The 13,991-nt window shown below is 48.3% G+C and carries 16 protein-coding genes; 7 read left to right on the top strand and 9 right to left on the bottom strand.

What is annotated here, in order from left to right:
• Window positions 1-56: 56 nt before the first annotated feature.
• The 4 genes from BUB18_RS12420 to BUB18_RS12405 form a co-directional block, all read right to left on the bottom strand.
• Window positions 57-944: a DMT family transporter gene (locus tag BUB18_RS12420; RefSeq protein WP_073081164.1), complete on the bottom strand. Its 888-nt coding sequence runs from the start codon at window positions 942-944 to the stop codon at window positions 57-59.
• A gap of 66 nt (window positions 945-1,010) precedes the next feature.
• The gene (locus BUB18_RS12415; protein WP_073081162.1) at window positions 1,011-1,751 is read right to left on the bottom strand and encodes a polyprenol monophosphomannose synthase; all 741 of its coding nucleotides are present in this window, start codon (window positions 1,749-1,751) and stop codon (window positions 1,011-1,013) included.
• Between the two features lie 73 nt (window positions 1,752-1,824).
• The gene (locus BUB18_RS12410; protein WP_073081161.1) at window positions 1,825-2,598 is read right to left on the bottom strand and encodes a 3'-5' exonuclease; all 774 of its coding nucleotides are present in this window, start codon (window positions 2,596-2,598) and stop codon (window positions 1,825-1,827) included.
• 27 nt (window positions 2,599-2,625) lie between these two features.
• Entirely contained in the window at window positions 2,626-3,984 is a 1,359-nt protein-coding gene (locus tag BUB18_RS12405; RefSeq protein ID WP_073081159.1) for a UDP-N-acetylmuramate--L-alanine ligase, read from the bottom strand.
• Between the two features lie 312 nt (window positions 3,985-4,296).
• Between BUB18_RS12405 and ytxJ the strand changes: the two genes are divergently transcribed.
• The 3 genes from ytxJ to aroQ all read left to right on the top strand — a co-directional run bounded on the left by ytxJ (window position 4,297) and on the right by aroQ (window position 5,772).
• Window positions 4,297-4,626: a bacillithiol system redox-active protein YtxJ gene (ytxJ, locus tag BUB18_RS12400; RefSeq protein WP_073081158.1), complete on the top strand. Its 330-nt coding sequence runs from the start codon at window positions 4,297-4,299 to the stop codon at window positions 4,624-4,626.
• 117 nt (window positions 4,627-4,743) lie between these two features.
• Complete coding sequence (locus tag BUB18_RS12395) at window positions 4,744-5,325, top strand: UbiX family flavin prenyltransferase (RefSeq protein WP_073081156.1); 582 nt, start codon at window positions 4,744-4,746, stop codon at window positions 5,323-5,325.
• 33 nt (window positions 5,326-5,358) lie between these two features.
• Window positions 5,359-5,772 carry a type II 3-dehydroquinate dehydratase gene (aroQ, locus tag BUB18_RS12390; RefSeq protein ID WP_073081155.1) on the top strand — a complete coding sequence of 138 codons (414 nt, stop codon included), beginning with the start codon at window positions 5,359-5,361 and terminating at the stop codon, window positions 5,770-5,772.
• A 100-nt stretch (window positions 5,773-5,872) separates the two neighbouring features.
• On the opposite strand, the gene BUB18_RS12385 is transcribed toward aroQ, so the two are convergent.
• The 4 genes from BUB18_RS12385 to BUB18_RS12370 all read right to left on the bottom strand — a co-directional run bounded on the left by BUB18_RS12385 (window position 5,873) and on the right by BUB18_RS12370 (window position 10,094).
• The gene (locus BUB18_RS12385; RefSeq protein WP_073081153.1) at window positions 5,873-6,979 is read right to left on the bottom strand and encodes a M42 family metallopeptidase; all 1,107 of its coding nucleotides are present in this window, start codon (window positions 6,977-6,979) and stop codon (window positions 5,873-5,875) included.
• Between the two features lie 33 nt (window positions 6,980-7,012).
• Complete coding sequence (locus BUB18_RS12380; protein WP_073081152.1) at window positions 7,013-7,864, bottom strand: UbiA family prenyltransferase; 852 nt, start codon at window positions 7,862-7,864, stop codon at window positions 7,013-7,015.
• 100 nt (window positions 7,865-7,964) lie between these two features.
• Window positions 7,965-9,503 (bottom strand): acyl-CoA carboxylase subunit beta, encoded by a 1,539-nt coding sequence (locus tag BUB18_RS12375; RefSeq protein WP_073081151.1) that lies wholly within the window; start codon window positions 9,501-9,503, stop codon window positions 7,965-7,967.
• Window positions 9,504-9,647: 144 nt separating this feature from the next.
• The gene (locus BUB18_RS12370; RefSeq protein WP_073081149.1) at window positions 9,648-10,094 is read right to left on the bottom strand and encodes a hypothetical protein; all 447 of its coding nucleotides are present in this window, start codon (window positions 10,092-10,094) and stop codon (window positions 9,648-9,650) included.
• A 150-nt stretch (window positions 10,095-10,244) separates the two neighbouring features.
• Between BUB18_RS12370 and BUB18_RS12365 the strand changes: the two genes are divergently transcribed.
• A complete protein-coding gene (locus tag BUB18_RS12365; protein ID WP_073081148.1) occupies window positions 10,245-11,228 on the top strand; it encodes a LuxE/PaaK family acyltransferase in 984 nt (327 codons plus the stop codon).
• A gap of 56 nt (window positions 11,229-11,284) precedes the next feature.
• A complete protein-coding gene (locus BUB18_RS12360) occupies window positions 11,285-12,142 on the top strand; it encodes a hypothetical protein (RefSeq protein ID WP_143159924.1) in 858 nt (285 codons plus the stop codon).
• Here the strand turns inward: BUB18_RS12360 and BUB18_RS12355 are convergent.
• Complete coding sequence (locus BUB18_RS12355) at window positions 12,117-12,836, bottom strand: hypothetical protein (protein WP_073081145.1); 720 nt, start codon at window positions 12,834-12,836, stop codon at window positions 12,117-12,119. The two genes, BUB18_RS12360 and BUB18_RS12355, sit on opposite strands and share 26 nt — an antisense overlap.
• 229 nt (window positions 12,837-13,065) lie before the next feature.
• Here BUB18_RS12355 and BUB18_RS12350 point away from each other — a divergent pair, with 229 nt between their 5' ends.
• Both BUB18_RS12350 and BUB18_RS12345 read left to right on the top strand, forming a co-directional pair.
• Window positions 13,066-13,653 (top strand): sigma-70 family RNA polymerase sigma factor, encoded by a 588-nt coding sequence (locus BUB18_RS12350; RefSeq protein ID WP_083549846.1) that lies wholly within the window; start codon window positions 13,066-13,068, stop codon window positions 13,651-13,653.
• Window positions 13,653-13,916, top strand: a complete 264-nt coding sequence (locus BUB18_RS12345) for a hypothetical protein (RefSeq protein ID WP_073081144.1) — start codon at window positions 13,653-13,655, stop codon at window positions 13,914-13,916. Before BUB18_RS12350 ends, BUB18_RS12345 begins: the two co-directional genes overlap by 1 nt.
• Window positions 13,917-13,991 lie beyond the last annotated feature (75 nt).

Below are 13,991 nucleotides of genomic sequence, written 5' to 3'. Positions count from 1 at the left end.
GGAAGCCGATTTATTTTTATCAGCCTGATGCCGCCGGCGGCATCAGGCTTTTTATTTTAATGCGCTGTGGACAAGCTTTCCGGATGGCGGCTTACTCTTACCATTTGCAATACCACGGACAATATGATGCAGGCCAGCCCTCCGTAAAATGCCGCGTTGAGATATTTGTTCTCATGAAAAATAGCGAAGGCCAGTATGATGCTGTAAACCGGCTCCAGGTTGAAGCAGAGATTTACAGTGAATGGAGAAATCTTTTTGAGTGCGCTCATGCTCAGGAGGTACATACAGATGGTGCATGCCCAGGAGAGGATGAGCAGGTACAGCCAGTCCATGGTGGATGGCAGCAGGCTGGCTACCGGAAACAGGTGCAGGTATAACGGTGCGAATATACTCAGCACGGCCAGGCCGGTAGTAAGTTCGTAGAAGGTGATGGTTTTGGTATCAAATCGCTTAATGAGGCGTTTGTTGAATACCGTAAACAACGCGGCAAACATGGCGGAAATAATCCCCAGAATAATACCGGTGCGGTATTGTGTATCGAAGTGGAAGATGAGTAGTATGCCGGCCAGGGTGAGCATGCTGAGCAGCATTTCCACCGTATCAAAGCGGCGGCGGTTGATCAGCGGATCGAAGATGGCGGTAAACAGGCTTGTTAACGAAAAACACACCACGCCTATGGATACGTTGGCGTATTTAATGCTACCATAGAAAAAGAGCCAGTGTAAGGCTACGATCACCCCTGTGCTGCCGATAGGTATAATATCTTTCCATGACAGCCTTTTAAGGGCGCCCTGGTAGCGAAACAGGAAATACATGCTGATGCAGGTGATCAGAAGGCGATACCATACAAGCATTCCTTCGTTGAGGGTAATGAGTTTACCTAAAATACCGGTGAACCCTGCGAGGAATACCGAAAGATGGAGTTCGAGAAATGCTTTTTTCATGTTGGTCCGCCGGTGGCGGGTTTGCAGTCCGGTGCAATGGCGGGGAAGCCATTACACCGGTGCTATCTAGTTACTTACTCTTTTCTTGTACTTGCGGAAGAGGCTTTGCCACTGGATTTTCAGTACACCCAGTACGCCTTCTTTAATAATGCCCTTACTCATTTTGGAGTATCCTTCTTTGCGATCCTTGAAAGTAATAGGCACTTCAGCGATTTTAAAGCCCAGTTTCCAGGCGGTGAATTTCATTTCTATCTGGAAGGCATAGCCCACAAACTGTATCTGGTCGAGGTTGATGGCTTCCAGCACAGCGCTGGTATAGCATACAAAACCTGCGGTAGGATCTTTAACAGGCATCCAGGTGATGAGGCCTACATAAATGGAAGCTCCTTTGGACAGCACTGCCCGGTCCCAGGGCCAGTTTTCAGTTTTACCGCCACTGACATAGCGGGAGCCTACTGCAACATCTGCACCGCCTTTGGCGCAGGCATCGTAGAGGCGTACCAGGTCTTTGGGGTTATGGGAAAAATCCGCATCCATTTCGAAAATATAGCGGTAACCCTTGGCCAGAGCCCATTTGAAGCCATGGATATAAGCCGTGCCAAGACCTAGTTTGCCGGAGCGCTCTTCAATGAAAAGTTCGCCGGGATGCTTGGTTTGCAACGATTTTACAATGGCGCCGGTACCATCCGGGGAGCCATCATCAACAATCAGGATATGAAAATCCTGCTGTAAGGAAAATACAGCGTCAATGATGTTCTGGATGTTATCCTTTTCATTGTACGTAGGTATTATGACAAGCTTTTCCAACTCAGCAGATAATGTTTTTTGGACTGCGAAAATAGTTCAATTCGGCCGCAAGATAGAATGTTCTAAAAAAAGATTACATTTTTTTTAACATCATATTATAGTAGATCTCGGACAATTTCTGCTTTGTGTTCAGCGGGAAATCGGCTTTCATCATCCAGTCGTAGTACTGTGGCTCGGCCTTCAGTACTTCTCTTACCGCCCTGCCTTTGTATTTACCGAAGTTGAAAACTTCCTGTCCTCCCTGCATCACAATTCTGCGGGCAAAGTCCACGTAGTCCTCTTCTTTAGTGAAGGTGGCCAGGGAGTCGATATCAGATTGTAACTGCTCGTAGCGGGTCAGCTGCGCTTCCAGGATCTCGTAGGTAGCCAGTGCATCCGCTTCGGCGCTATGGGCATTTTCCAGGGTTTTATCGCAATAAAACTTATAGGCTGCTGCCAGGGTACGTTTTTCCATGAGGTGGAAAATACGCTGTACATCCACGAATTTACGCTTATTGATATCAAACTCGATTTCCGCACGGAGGAACTCTTCTACGAGTAAAGGAATATCGAAGCGGTTGGAGTTGTAGCCCGCCAGGTCGCAGTTGTCCATAAACTGTTTGAGTTCATGCGCAGCCTGTTTAAAAGTAGGGCAGTCTTTCACATCCTCATCCTTAATGCCATGAATTGCTGTAGATCCTGCCGGAATAGGCATTCCGGGATGAATGCGTTTTACTTTAGTCTGTATAGTTTTATCAGGAAATACTTTAATGATAGCAATTTCAATGATACGATCCGTGGCCACGTTTGTACCGGTAGTTTCCAGATCTATTACGGCCAGTGGCCTCTTGAGGAGCAAGGAAGACATTATATGTTTTTTAAATATTGTAAGATGTTATTTTTCCAGCAGTCGGGCCAGTCCGTTAAAGTCAATACCATCATAGGTACCGGAGCTCATCAGGAGCAGATTGGTATTGTTGTACTGCTGGGCATTCAGGAACGCTTCGAAAGCGGGCCTGTCGGTAAAGATATGCAGATCTTTTCTGCCAAAGCGTGTCCTAACCAGTTCAGGATCGAGATCGGGCATGCGCTTGATTTCCAGGGCATGCTTGCTGTAGAATACACCGGCAATGTCCGCCGGAGCCATAGCCCCTTCGTACTGGGTTAAGAAATCGGCATTCAGGCTACTATAGGTATGCAGTTCCAGCACCGCAATCAGCTGGCGGTCAGGGTATTGCTGCCTTACGGCTTCCATAGTGGCTTTTACTTTGGACGGGGCATGGGCGAAGTCGCGGTAAATAGCGCTGCGCTCATTTTTTGCCACCAGTTCCAAACGTTTGGCTGCTCCTTTAAAGCTGGCGATGCCTGCCAGGAATTCTTCATCGGTGAGGCCCAGCTCATTGCATACCAGCTTGGCTGCGTGCATATTGAGCAGGTTATGGCCACCGAATACTTCCAGGTCGGCGTAGCCTTCATCGAAAAACACGCGGGTAACGCCTTCGCGGATCATGTGAATAGGCGTGGTATAAGGCACCAGTTTAAGGTGGCGGCCTTCGGCAGCTACCAGGTCTGAAAGTTCCGTATCGCTGCTGTTATAGATCAGCACTGCCCCGGGTTCCATCTGGCGTATGAAGATAGCAAACTGCTCTTTGTAGATTTCATATGTAGGGAACACGTTGATATGATCCCAGGCGATGCCCGTGAGCACGGCAATCTGCGGGTGCAGGAAATGGAATTTCGGTCTTTTCTCGATGACGGAGGCTGGGTATTCATCTGCTTCGCACACGATGATGGGCGCATCGGTAATATTAACCGACTGGCTGAAACCTTCCAGTTTGGCGCCTACGAGGTAGTCGAATTTTTTATGGCTATGCTGTAACACATGCATAATCATGGCGGTGGTAGTGGTTTTACCATGACTACCGCCTACGGCTACACGGGTTTTATTTTTACTTTCCTGGTAGATGTATTCAGGGAAGGAGTAAATTTTCAGGTTAAGTTCACGGGCGCGGATTAGTTCCGGGTTATCTTCCCGGGCGTGCATGCCGAGGATCACCGCGTCTATATCCGGTGTGATGCGGGTAGCATCCCAGCCGAAGGAAGCAGGCAGTATACCGGCCTGGCGGAGGTTAGTGAGGGCAGGTTCATAGATCTCGTCATCACTACCGCTAACGGCATAGCCTTTGATTTTCAGGGCTATTGCCAGCTGGTGCATCACACTTCCTCCAATCGCAATAAAATGTACTTTTGTCATAGCGTCGTTCAGGCCACTACCGGATATATAGTGTTGTTTTTTGTAATATATTTTTTATCTTTGCAAAATAACGTTACAAACGACGATTAAAAAAGAGGTCTTATCATATTTCCTGTGAAATTTCGTTATAACTTATTAAAACTCCCATCATGAAATCTTACTACAGAATTTTGGGCTGCACCGCTCTGTTTTTTATCTTTGCAGCTTTCTTAACATCCTGTGCTACGCACCAGAAACTGGGTTGCCCGATGAGGGGAATGGGGATGGCTCCGGTTCCGCCCAGCACAGAACAAATAAAGCACTGCTAATCAAATGAATTGGAAACTGTTAACCAACGAGGAACAACTGCAGGAAATTGATGCTGCCTCTGCTGATCAGACGATTGTCATTTTCAAGCACAGCACCCGCTGCTCTATCAGTTCTATGGCCAAATCCAGGCTGGAACGCTCAGAAGCGCCTCAGGGTATAACGTTTTACTACCTGGATCTGATCACCTACAGATCTATTTCCAACGCTATTGAGTCAATGTACAACGTACCTCATGAGTCTCCGCAGATATTACTGATCCGTAACGGCAAATGCATCTATGATGAAAGCCATAATGGTATCCGTATGGAAGACATCGTTAGCCACGCCGCGTAAGTATATTCCTTTTAGATAGTTGAGGTCCTGCTGGTTTATCGGCAGGACTTTTTTTATCCCGAAAGCGCCGGCACCGAAGGGGCCGGTGGAATCCCGAAACTTTACTAGCTTTGCCCCATGAAACATCGTATAGTTGTAGCTGTTACAGGAGCCAGCGGCTCCATATATGCGCGGCAGCTGCTCAACAAGCTGGCCGCCTGTAAGGAGCAGCTGGATGAAGTGGCAGTGGTACTCACGGAAAACGCCAAAACAGTATGGCAAACGGAACTCAATAACACGGAGTACCAGGATATACCTTTTAAATGTTATACCCAGCAGGACTTTCACGCACCTTTTGCCTCCGGCTCCGGCAGGTTCAACACCATGATCATCATTCCCTGCTCTATGGGCACGCTGGGCCGCATCGCCACAGGCATTTCCAACGACCTGATTACCCGTGCTACCGATGTAATACTGAAAGAAAGGCGTCGCCTGATCTGCGTGGTTCGGGAAACGCCCTATAACCTTATGCACATAAAAAATATGGAAACGGTGACACTCGCCGGAGGTATTATTTGTCCTGCCACACCTTCATTTTACAGCCTTCCAGCCACCATTGAGGAAGTGGCTGCCACTGTGGTGGATCGTGTGCTGGACCTGGCAGGAATCGACATTCAAACCTACCGTTGGGGTACGGATAGTAAAAGTAAAGGCGAATAACTATCTTCGTGCATTTACATACCTTACTACATTATGGAGATCGCAATTATAAACGGACCTAATCTGAATCTGCTTGGTAAAAGAGAACCGGATATTTATGGCAGCGAGTCGTTCGAGGATTACCTGACGCGACTGAAAAAGCTTTATCCCCAGGTGAATTTTAGCTATTATCAAACTAATTCAGAAGGGGGCATCATTGACCAGCTGCACGCTGTGGGTTTTTCAGCAGATGGTATTTTGCTCAATGCCGGTGGTTATACACATACCTCGGTAGCCATCCGGGATGCGATAGCGGCGATTAAAACACCGGTACTGGAAATTCATATCAGTAATATCCATGCACGTGAAGAGTTCCGGCATAAATCCATGATTGCACCTAAGTGTGTGGGGAGTATATGTGGATTAGGGATGAAGGGGTATCAATTAGGAGTGGAATATTTCTTATAGCGATAGCTCATGTTATTTACCTGCGGGGAGAGCGGCGACGATGTTCGCCGCTCTCCCCGCAGCTTTTTCTACCCTGTGGCGGAAAAAAGCTGCGGTAAAACTATGCTTTCAGGTAGTTGAAATTCGTTTTAGGCGTAATATTCAACAACGTCTGATAAATCAGCTGAATTGTATTTTCAATATCATCTTTCTTCACCATTTCTACGGTCGTGTGCATATAGCGCAGTGGTAAGCTGATGAGGGCAGATGGGGTACCATCGTTGGAATAAGCGAAAGCGTCGGTATCAGTACCGGTGCTGCGGCTCACTGCATGCAGCTGGTAAGGGATATCGTTTTTCTTCGCGGTTTTGATAATCAGGTCGCGCAGGATGTTGTGCACAGCCGGGCCATAGGTAATGCTCGGACCCGCGCCGCACTTGATTTCCCCTTCGATGTTTTTGTTGATCATCGGGGTGGTGGTATCGTGGGTAACGTCGGTAATAATGGCTACATCGGCTTTAATGCGTTTGGCAATCATTTCCGCACCGCGCAAACCTACTTCTTCCTGTACAGCGTTTACGATGTACAAACCGAAAGGCAGCTCCTCTTTCTTTTCTTTGAGCAGTCGCGCTACTTCAGCGATCATGAAACCGCCGATACGGTTATCGATGGCGCGACAAATAAAGTAGTCGTAGTTCAGTTCTTCGAAGCCATCTTCGAACGTACATACGCAGCCAACATGGATGCCCAGGTCTTCTACTTCCTTGCGGGAGCGTGCACCACAATCCAGGAAGATGTTGTCTACCTTAGGCTGCGGCTCTTTACCGTCGGCACCACGCAGGCGGGTATGGATGGCCGGCCAGCCGAATACGGCTTTTACAATGCCTTTTTCGGTATGGATATTTACTCTTTTAGAAGGAGCAATTGCCTGATCGGAGCCACCATTACGGATTACATAAATAAGGCCCTCCGGGGAGATGTAGTTGACGAACCAGGAAATCTCATCGGCATGTGCTTCAATTACTACCTTGAATGGTGCCTTTGGATTAATGACACCTACTACGGAACCATAGGGATCCACGATATGCTCGTCGATGTAAGGCGTGATATATTTAAGCCATAATTTCTGTCCTTCCTTTTCAAATCCGGTTGGAGAAGGGTTGTTAAGGTAATCTTTCAGGAATGCGAGGGATTCCTTTGTCAGTATTGATTTCTGTTTCTTAGCCATAAGTTTCCAGATTTGTGATCGGACAAATGTAAATTATTTTGAGAAAAAGCAGACGTATCCTAAATGCAGTAGTGCCGACAGCATCATGAAGCCATCCAGTACCACATAATAGAGGTAATCGGAATTATCCTGCCAGGCCTTGCGGGTGATGAGTGCAGTTGCTGCCACAGCTATCAGTAACGTGACCACCCCAACGAAATCCGTGTAGGGGTATAGTCCCAGGGCGGTGATCAGTGCCAGCAGCAGGGATCCGTAGTATACCTTCCGGAGTTGTGCGTTGGGCAGGTGCGTGATCAGGCTCCGTATGCCTGCCTGTCTATCTTCCTCAATATCCCGGCGGTCGAATAATATGCAGATGGCATAAATGAGTGCGAAGCGATGCAGCGTAAACAGGATGGTAGGCGCCAACGGTGTGTTGTCCGCAATCAGTGCGGGCAGCAGAGTGGTAACGTAGGTCCATACGAACGTGAGAAATAGCGTCTTCCCGATAGCTATTTTACTTAACCACCGCAATGATTTATGCGGCACTTTAGGGGCGGAGTAGAGGAAGGTGAGGAACACGGCGCCTGCAATTTCGAGCCAATGGGCTTTGAGCTGCCAGAAGTACCAGGCGGCTCCAAGGCCTGCCAGCATGCAGAGCGTCATCATGAGCCATCTGTTTCTGCCGCCCCAGCGGACCCTTTCGGAATGGGTGTCGGGGGAGTCGGGAGTCAGGTACCAGTGGAAGTTATAGCTGCAGATGGTGGAGAATAAAACGAAGAGGTAGTAGTCGGTTTGCAGGTAATGGAGGTCCAGCAGGTAATTGGTTTGCCAGATCATTACCAGTGCACATGTAGTAATGTAAACAGAGGTATATACGAAGAAGTTGAGCAGCTTTTGCGCCATGCCTGTAGTTGTTTTTTAGCGGAGTTGAAGTCCCGCAGAAGGCGGGACTTCAACTCCGCGTTTCAGGAAGGCCTTCGGCCTTCCTGAAACGCGGACTATACTACAAAGGTATATTGCCGTGTTTTTTTCTGGGCATGTTTACCACTTTATTTTCAAGCATTTTAAATCCTTTGATGAGCTTCACTCTGGTTTGTGAAGGTTCCACCACCTCGTCGATATAGCCCTTTTCGGCCGCCAGGTAAGGGTTGGCGTACCTTTCGGTGTACTCACTAACGAGTTCATTCATGCGCGCTTCCGGATCGGGTGCGGCATCAATTTCTTTCTTATAAATGATTTCTACTGCTCCTTTTGCGCCCATTACAGCAATTTCTGCCTGTGGGAAAGCGAAGTTGAGGTCGGCCCCGATATGTTTGGAGTTCATTACACAATAAGCACCGCCATAGGCTTTGCGGGTGGTAACGGTCAGTTTGGGCACGGTAGCTTCGCTGAGCGCAAACAGCAGTTTGGCGCCGTTGGTGATGATACCGTTCCATTCCTGGTCGGTGCCCGGCAAAAAGCCCGGTACGTCTACCAGTACCAGCAGCGGCACATTAAACGCATCGCAGAAGCGGGTGAACCTGGCTCCTTTTACGGAAGCGTGGATATCGAGTACGCCTGCCAGGTGTGCCGGCTGATTGGCTACAATGCCAATACTGCGGCCTGCAATGCGGGCAAAGCCTACAATAATGTTTTCAGCAAAGTCCTTATGCACCTCAAAGAAACTTTCGGCATCCGTTAATTCGGCTATTACCTCCTTCATGTCATAAGGCTGGTTCGGGTTGGCCGGGATCAGCGTATTTAACTTCTCCCTAACCTCATTACCTAACGTGTAAGGGTATACGGGCGCTGTTTCTTCGCAGTTTTGCGGGATATAACTCAGCAGTGTGCGGATGTTCTGGATGCATTCCACCTCATTGGCACAGGCGAAATGGGTAACGCCGCTTTTGGTAGCGTGGGTTTGTGCACCGCCCAGCTCTTCGGACGTAACTTCCTCATGGGTTACTGTTTTCACCACGTTAGGGCCGGTCACAAACATATAGGAGGTTTGTTCCACCATGAGGATGAAGTCAGTAATAGCGGGAGAATACACCGCACCGCCGGCACAAGGTCCCATGATAGCGCTGATCTGCGGAATCACACCGGAAGCCCGGGTGTTGCGGTAAAAGATGTCGGCATAGCCTCCCAAACTTACCACTCCTTCCTGGATACGTGCGCCGCCACTGTCGTTGAGGCCAATTACAGGGGCACCGTTTTCCATGGCAAGGTCCATCACTTTGCAGATCTTGCGCGCATGTGGTTCGGACAAGCTACCTCCGTACACGGTAAAATCCTGTGAAAATACATATACCAGGCGGCCGTTGATGGTGCCATAACCGGTCACCACGCCATCGCCGGGAAATTGTTCCTGTTCAGTGGTGATACCCTTGTTGCGGTTGGTCACCAGCATGTCCAGCTCTTCGAAGGAACCTTCGTCCATCAGCAGCTGCAGCCTTTCCCGGGCAGTCAGCTTACCTTTTTTATGCTGGGAAGCAATTCTTACTTCACCGCCGCCTAACATGGCTTCGGCTATCCTGGTCTGTAGTTCATCTATTTTATTCATCTCGGAAATATATGGTGTACAAGGTGGTAATTTAAGGATAAAATAGACGCCGCAGGGAGGCGGCAGGAATATTTTTTCGGCAGGGCATAAAAAAACGCCGCTGTGGAGCGGCGTTCCGGTATCTTATAAATTTACAGCAACAGCTTACTGCCGCTTGTAAATAGGAATTTTAGTGGTTTGAATGGTATCACTGATATGACCAGCCCTGTCCTGTACAAAAACTTCCATCCATAAACTGTCGGGCCTTGTGCCGGTATGTTCTACCCAGCGTACAAAATCAATTGCTTCCAGCGTCACTTTTACCTGTGCATTTACGCTTTTGCCGGTATTCTGACCGATATTGGGCATTCGGGCATTGGCCTGTTCCTCCAGCGTAGAAGGAATATAGTAATGAATAGTATAAAAAATAGAGGAGTCAATATCGCCGTCACCGTCTTTAACCCGGAAAATAGCTTCAAAAGTGGTGGTGTTGGAGTCTATGGAAGGCACGGAATACCCTTCGAATGATAAAATGGGTACGGGTCCATAGGAATCCTTGCCACAGGAGGCTGCCAGGGCTACGACCAGGAATAAAAACAGGAATTTCTTCATAAAACAAACCTACATTAATTTAAGTAATATACAAATATATCAGGGATGTTCGGGTACTGATGTAGTAACGTTTTTTTAATCCAATTGTTACTTACTGCGGGTAAATTTATTCTTCTCCCTACCTTTGTGCTGTTTTAAAGCAACAATCAGATGAGTGGAGTATCAACGGATCAGATATTTTCTTTAACGCCGGAAGGCCTGGAAGCTACGGCGCTGGAGCTTTTTCATTTCCAGTACCGGACCAATGCTATCTATCGCGCCTATACGGACGCCATACACGTGCGTCCGGAACAGGTGAACAGCATCCTGAATATCCCTTATCTGCCGATACAATTCTTTAAAACACACCGGGTGGTATGTGGTGATTTTGAGCCGGAGCTGATTTTTGAAAGCAGCGGTACCACACAAACCATCAATAGTAAGCACCTGGTGAAGTACAGTAATGTGTACACGGAGAGCTTTATGACCGCTTTTGAAATGTTTTACGGGCCGGTAGAAGATTATGTGATTGTGGGGTTACTGCCGTCGTACCTGGAGCGGCAACACTCCTCGCTGGTGCGCATGGTGCAGGAGATGATTGAACGCAGCGGTAAACCCGAGAGTGGTTTTTATCTCTATGAACATGACAAGCTATACCAGGCACTCCAAAGCCTGCATGCACGCCAACAAAAAGTGCTGCTGATCGGAGTAACCTTTGGCCTGCTGGATTTTGCTGAGAAATATGAGCTGCAGCTGGACCATACCATCGTGATGGAAACCGGCGGGATGAAAGGCCGCCGGGAAGAATGGACCCGCCAGGAAGTACACCAATACCTGAAAGAACGATTGGGCGTTAACGTGATACATGCAGAGTACGGCATGACCGAACTCTTATCCCAGGCCTATTCCAAAGGTAACGGCCTGTTTATGACCCCACCCTGGATGAAAATACTGCTCCGGGATGAAAATGATCCTTTTGACCTCCGCGCTGGAAAAGGCGCCGGTGTTATTAACGTAATCGACCTCGCCAATATTTACTCCTGTGCCTTCATTGCTACGGAGGATATCGGCAAAATCCACGATGATGGCCAGTTTGAAGTGCTGGGGCGACTCGATAACTCCGCGCTCCGCGGCTGTAGCCTGATGGTCAGTTAAACTGTTTTATTGTAAAAAATTTTAATGTAAATTGCCCGGGTATAATTCCTATGCCTATGAAACGGGTGATCCTGTTACTCGTATGTACCCTTGTGGTGGTGCAAACCCATGCCCAGCAAACGCTTTTTAAGAAAGTAAAAGCCAGCTTCCGCCATCTTACGGAAAACAGCAGCGATACTTTCCAGCTGGACGACGGCCCCTACGAGCGACCTTTTACCAACACCGGTAAAACCACGTCACAGCTGGTGATTGCCGGGGAGGAAAGTGCGCAGGTGGACTCCACATATCCCTTTGATATTGCTATTTACCAGCAGATAATAGCCGTGAAAGCGGGCGACAGCAGCAAGCAGGACGTCACAGTGCTATACAGCAGCGAGCAGCCATACGTAGGTGTGTTGATTGACAACAGCACGAATGGAGCACGCTATCAGTACTTTGCTGATTTCGTACATGCGTCGCGGTTAAGTATGACCGCCATTAACGGCGTTGGGAGCGGGGAAAAGGGAAAACTGGACCTGGAAGCCGTAAGTCCCGTATATCCGGGCGAAACGGATTACCTGGAAAGGCTGCATAAAACGGGGCAAACAGCAGAAATTGCCGGTATTTTATGTGAGGAGTATGCCTTTGATGCCAGTATGCTGGCCGACAGCAGCGGCACTGCTGTGCTGGTAAGCGCCCATACCTGGCTGCCGGCTAAGCTGCACGAACTATTTGGCGGATATATTCATATACCTGAGCCCTACCGGCAACAACTGCGCGACATGGAGGCCTCACCGCTGGCTATGCCACTGGCAGCAGAGCTGCTTTACAGCGATGGGACGGTAGTATCTACCAGTACCACCACCATCATTACGGCTGAACCAAGGGATGTGCGTACGGCAGATATCCTTATTCCTGTAAAGCGCCATTCTTAGCTACCTGCAACAGGGCGGGCAGTTTGGCGGGATTGTGCATGATGGTGATCAGGGCAGGCATATAAGGAAAGCTGTGGTGATCCATCCCAAACCTGTTCAGGAGGTATACATCCAGTTGTTCCGGAGAGGTGTGGCCTTGTATGTAGTCGCCCAGATAAAAGAGAAAACGCTGCTGCTCCTGTTCGGTAAGTAAAACGAGCGCTACTTTATCTTTCAAAGACTGATGTTGTTGATTACTGAAAATGGCGAGCGCTTTTTCCAGTTGTTCGGGTGTAAGCTCCTGGCCTGATTTAGGCAGCAGCTGGGTGCAAAAGTAGTCTACCGCAACATCATCAAAGAAACCTGCGCCGCTGTCGGTGCCGGGTTCATTGTGCCAGGTAGCCCATTCGATAAAGTCCTTCCGGGAAATTTCCTGGTGAAGCAGGGCCTTGAGTTGGTGCACCATGCCGGCCCGTGTGGGAGTGGTATCGGCTGCATGTGTCATTTCCGTGATCACCTGCTCATAGAAATCTTCATTCACCGTGCGGGCAGCTTCGATCACTACCTGCGTCACCTCTTCGTCTGCCAGGGTGGTGGCGGGCAGAACAGGGGCTATGTCTGAAAAAACTTCCGCTTTTGTTTTGAGTCCGCGCAGGTAATCCTTCACCAGTGCAACAAAGAAGGTGGAAGTTACAGGAGGCGTTTGATTGTTCATGGCCTGATAAATTAGTTTTAGCAATTCACCTGAAACTACCCGTAAGGTATAGTATATGGATGTACGTTATATCTCATTCTCCGGATTAACTATCGCTAAAATTCCGGGTTACTGTCGACCAAAAATAGTATAAATATGATTATTAACATTTTTTTGCAGGGGGGTGCAAACTAAAACCTTTAAATTTCCGTAAGCTATCTACGGCAGGATCTCCATAAAACAGCTAAATATGCCGGGAACAGCGTTACATATGAATGAAGAAAAGGCGAATGATTCTTTATCTCCGAAAAATTGGGTAAAGCGGTATGCGGATGATTTTTTCCGCTTTGCGATGACAAGGGTCAGCGATAAAATACTAGCACAGGACCTGGTACAGGATACTTTTTTATCGGCTTTACAGTCGGCAGCCCAGTTCAAGGGCCAGAGCAGCGAGCGTAACTGGTTGATGGCCATTCTGAAAAACAAGATCATTGATCATTACCGCCGGCAGGGAAAGGTGGGAACCCTGGTAAGCCTGGATGATGGCGACAGTTTTTTTGACGAAAAAGGACATTGGCGTAAGGATGCCGCACCACAGCAATGGCCGGACAGCTGGCAGGCGCCGGGCGAGCAGACAGAGTTTTTACGGGTGCTGCAGGAATGTATCCACAAGTTAAACGGTATGGGACAGGCAGTGGTTAACCTTAAATACCTCCAGGAAAAAAATAGCAAAGAAATTTGTAAGGAATTATCAATAACAGCGTCTAACTACTGGGTGCTTATGCACAGGGCTAAGCTGCACCTTCGCAGCTGCCTTGATAAAAACTGGCTGAAGTAATGGATACACACAAGCAAGGCTGGATACCCTGTTGTGAAGAGGCTACTTTACTTGCCGAAAGAAGTCTGCAGCAAAAGCTGCCCTTTTGGAGGCACATGGGTTTGCGGGTACACTTACTTTACTGTAAGTATTGCCGCAGGTTCCTGAAGCAAAGCAGGCAGATAGCGGAGGCTGCGGCAAAAATGCAGCAGCACGAAGATTTTACCCTTGACCCGCAGGTAAAGGCTGAATGGGAAAGTCTTATCTCCCGAAAAATTAATTAGGCGCTTAATGGTGCCTGGATGATTGTTTGTATTTATTGTTAGGATACCTAAACGTATATATTTCACATCTGTAAT

Source organism: Chitinophaga jiangningensis (genome assembly GCF_900142605.1).
In the GTDB taxonomy this organism is placed as follows: domain Bacteria; phylum Bacteroidota; class Bacteroidia; order Chitinophagales; family Chitinophagaceae; genus Chitinophaga; species Chitinophaga jiangningensis.
This window is presented reverse-complemented; position numbering and strand designations above follow the sequence as displayed.

Bases quoted from the DNA above. Each gene is read 5' to 3' on its own strand.
- BUB18_RS12370 (WP_073081149.1), bottom strand. From the start codon at position 10,094: ATGAAGAAATTCCTGTTTTTATTCCTGGTCGTAGCCCTGGCAGCCTCC.
- BUB18_RS12345 (WP_073081144.1), top strand. From the start codon at position 13,653: ATGGATACACACAAGCAAGGCTGGATACCCTGTTGTGAAGAGGCTACT.
- BUB18_RS12395 (WP_073081156.1), top strand. From the start codon at position 4,744: ATGAAACATCGTATAGTTGTAGCTGTTACAGGAGCCAGCGGCTCCATA.
- ytxJ (WP_073081158.1), top strand. From the start codon at position 4,297: ATGAATTGGAAACTGTTAACCAACGAGGAACAACTGCAGGAAATTGAT.
- BUB18_RS12375 (WP_073081151.1), bottom strand. From the start codon at position 9,503: ATGAATAAAATAGATGAACTACAGACCAGGATAGCCGAAGCCATGTTA.
- BUB18_RS12405 (WP_073081159.1), bottom strand. From the start codon at position 3,984: ATGACAAAAGTACATTTTATTGCGATTGGAGGAAGTGTGATGCACCAG.
- aroQ (WP_073081155.1), top strand. From the start codon at position 5,359: ATGGAGATCGCAATTATAAACGGACCTAATCTGAATCTGCTTGGTAAA.
- BUB18_RS12365 (WP_073081148.1), top strand. From the start codon at position 10,245: ATGAGTGGAGTATCAACGGATCAGATATTTTCTTTAACGCCGGAAGGC.
- BUB18_RS12380 (WP_073081152.1), bottom strand. From the start codon at position 7,864: ATGGCGCAAAAGCTGCTCAACTTCTTCGTATATACCTCTGTTTACATT.
- BUB18_RS12385 (WP_073081153.1), bottom strand. From the start codon at position 6,979: ATGGCTAAGAAACAGAAATCAATACTGACAAAGGAATCCCTCGCATTC.
- BUB18_RS12355 (WP_073081145.1), bottom strand. From the start codon at position 12,836: ATGAACAATCAAACGCCTCCTGTAACTTCCACCTTCTTTGTTGCACTG.
- BUB18_RS12410 (WP_073081161.1), bottom strand. From the start codon at position 2,598: ATGTCTTCCTTGCTCCTCAAGAGGCCACTGGCCGTAATAGATCTGGAA.
- BUB18_RS12420 (WP_073081164.1), bottom strand. From the start codon at position 944: ATGAAAAAAGCATTTCTCGAACTCCATCTTTCGGTATTCCTCGCAGGG.
- BUB18_RS12350 (WP_083549846.1), top strand. From the start codon at position 13,066: ATGCCGGGAACAGCGTTACATATGAATGAAGAAAAGGCGAATGATTCT.
- BUB18_RS12360 (WP_143159924.1), top strand. From the start codon at position 11,285: ATGAAACGGGTGATCCTGTTACTCGTATGTACCCTTGTGGTGGTGCAA.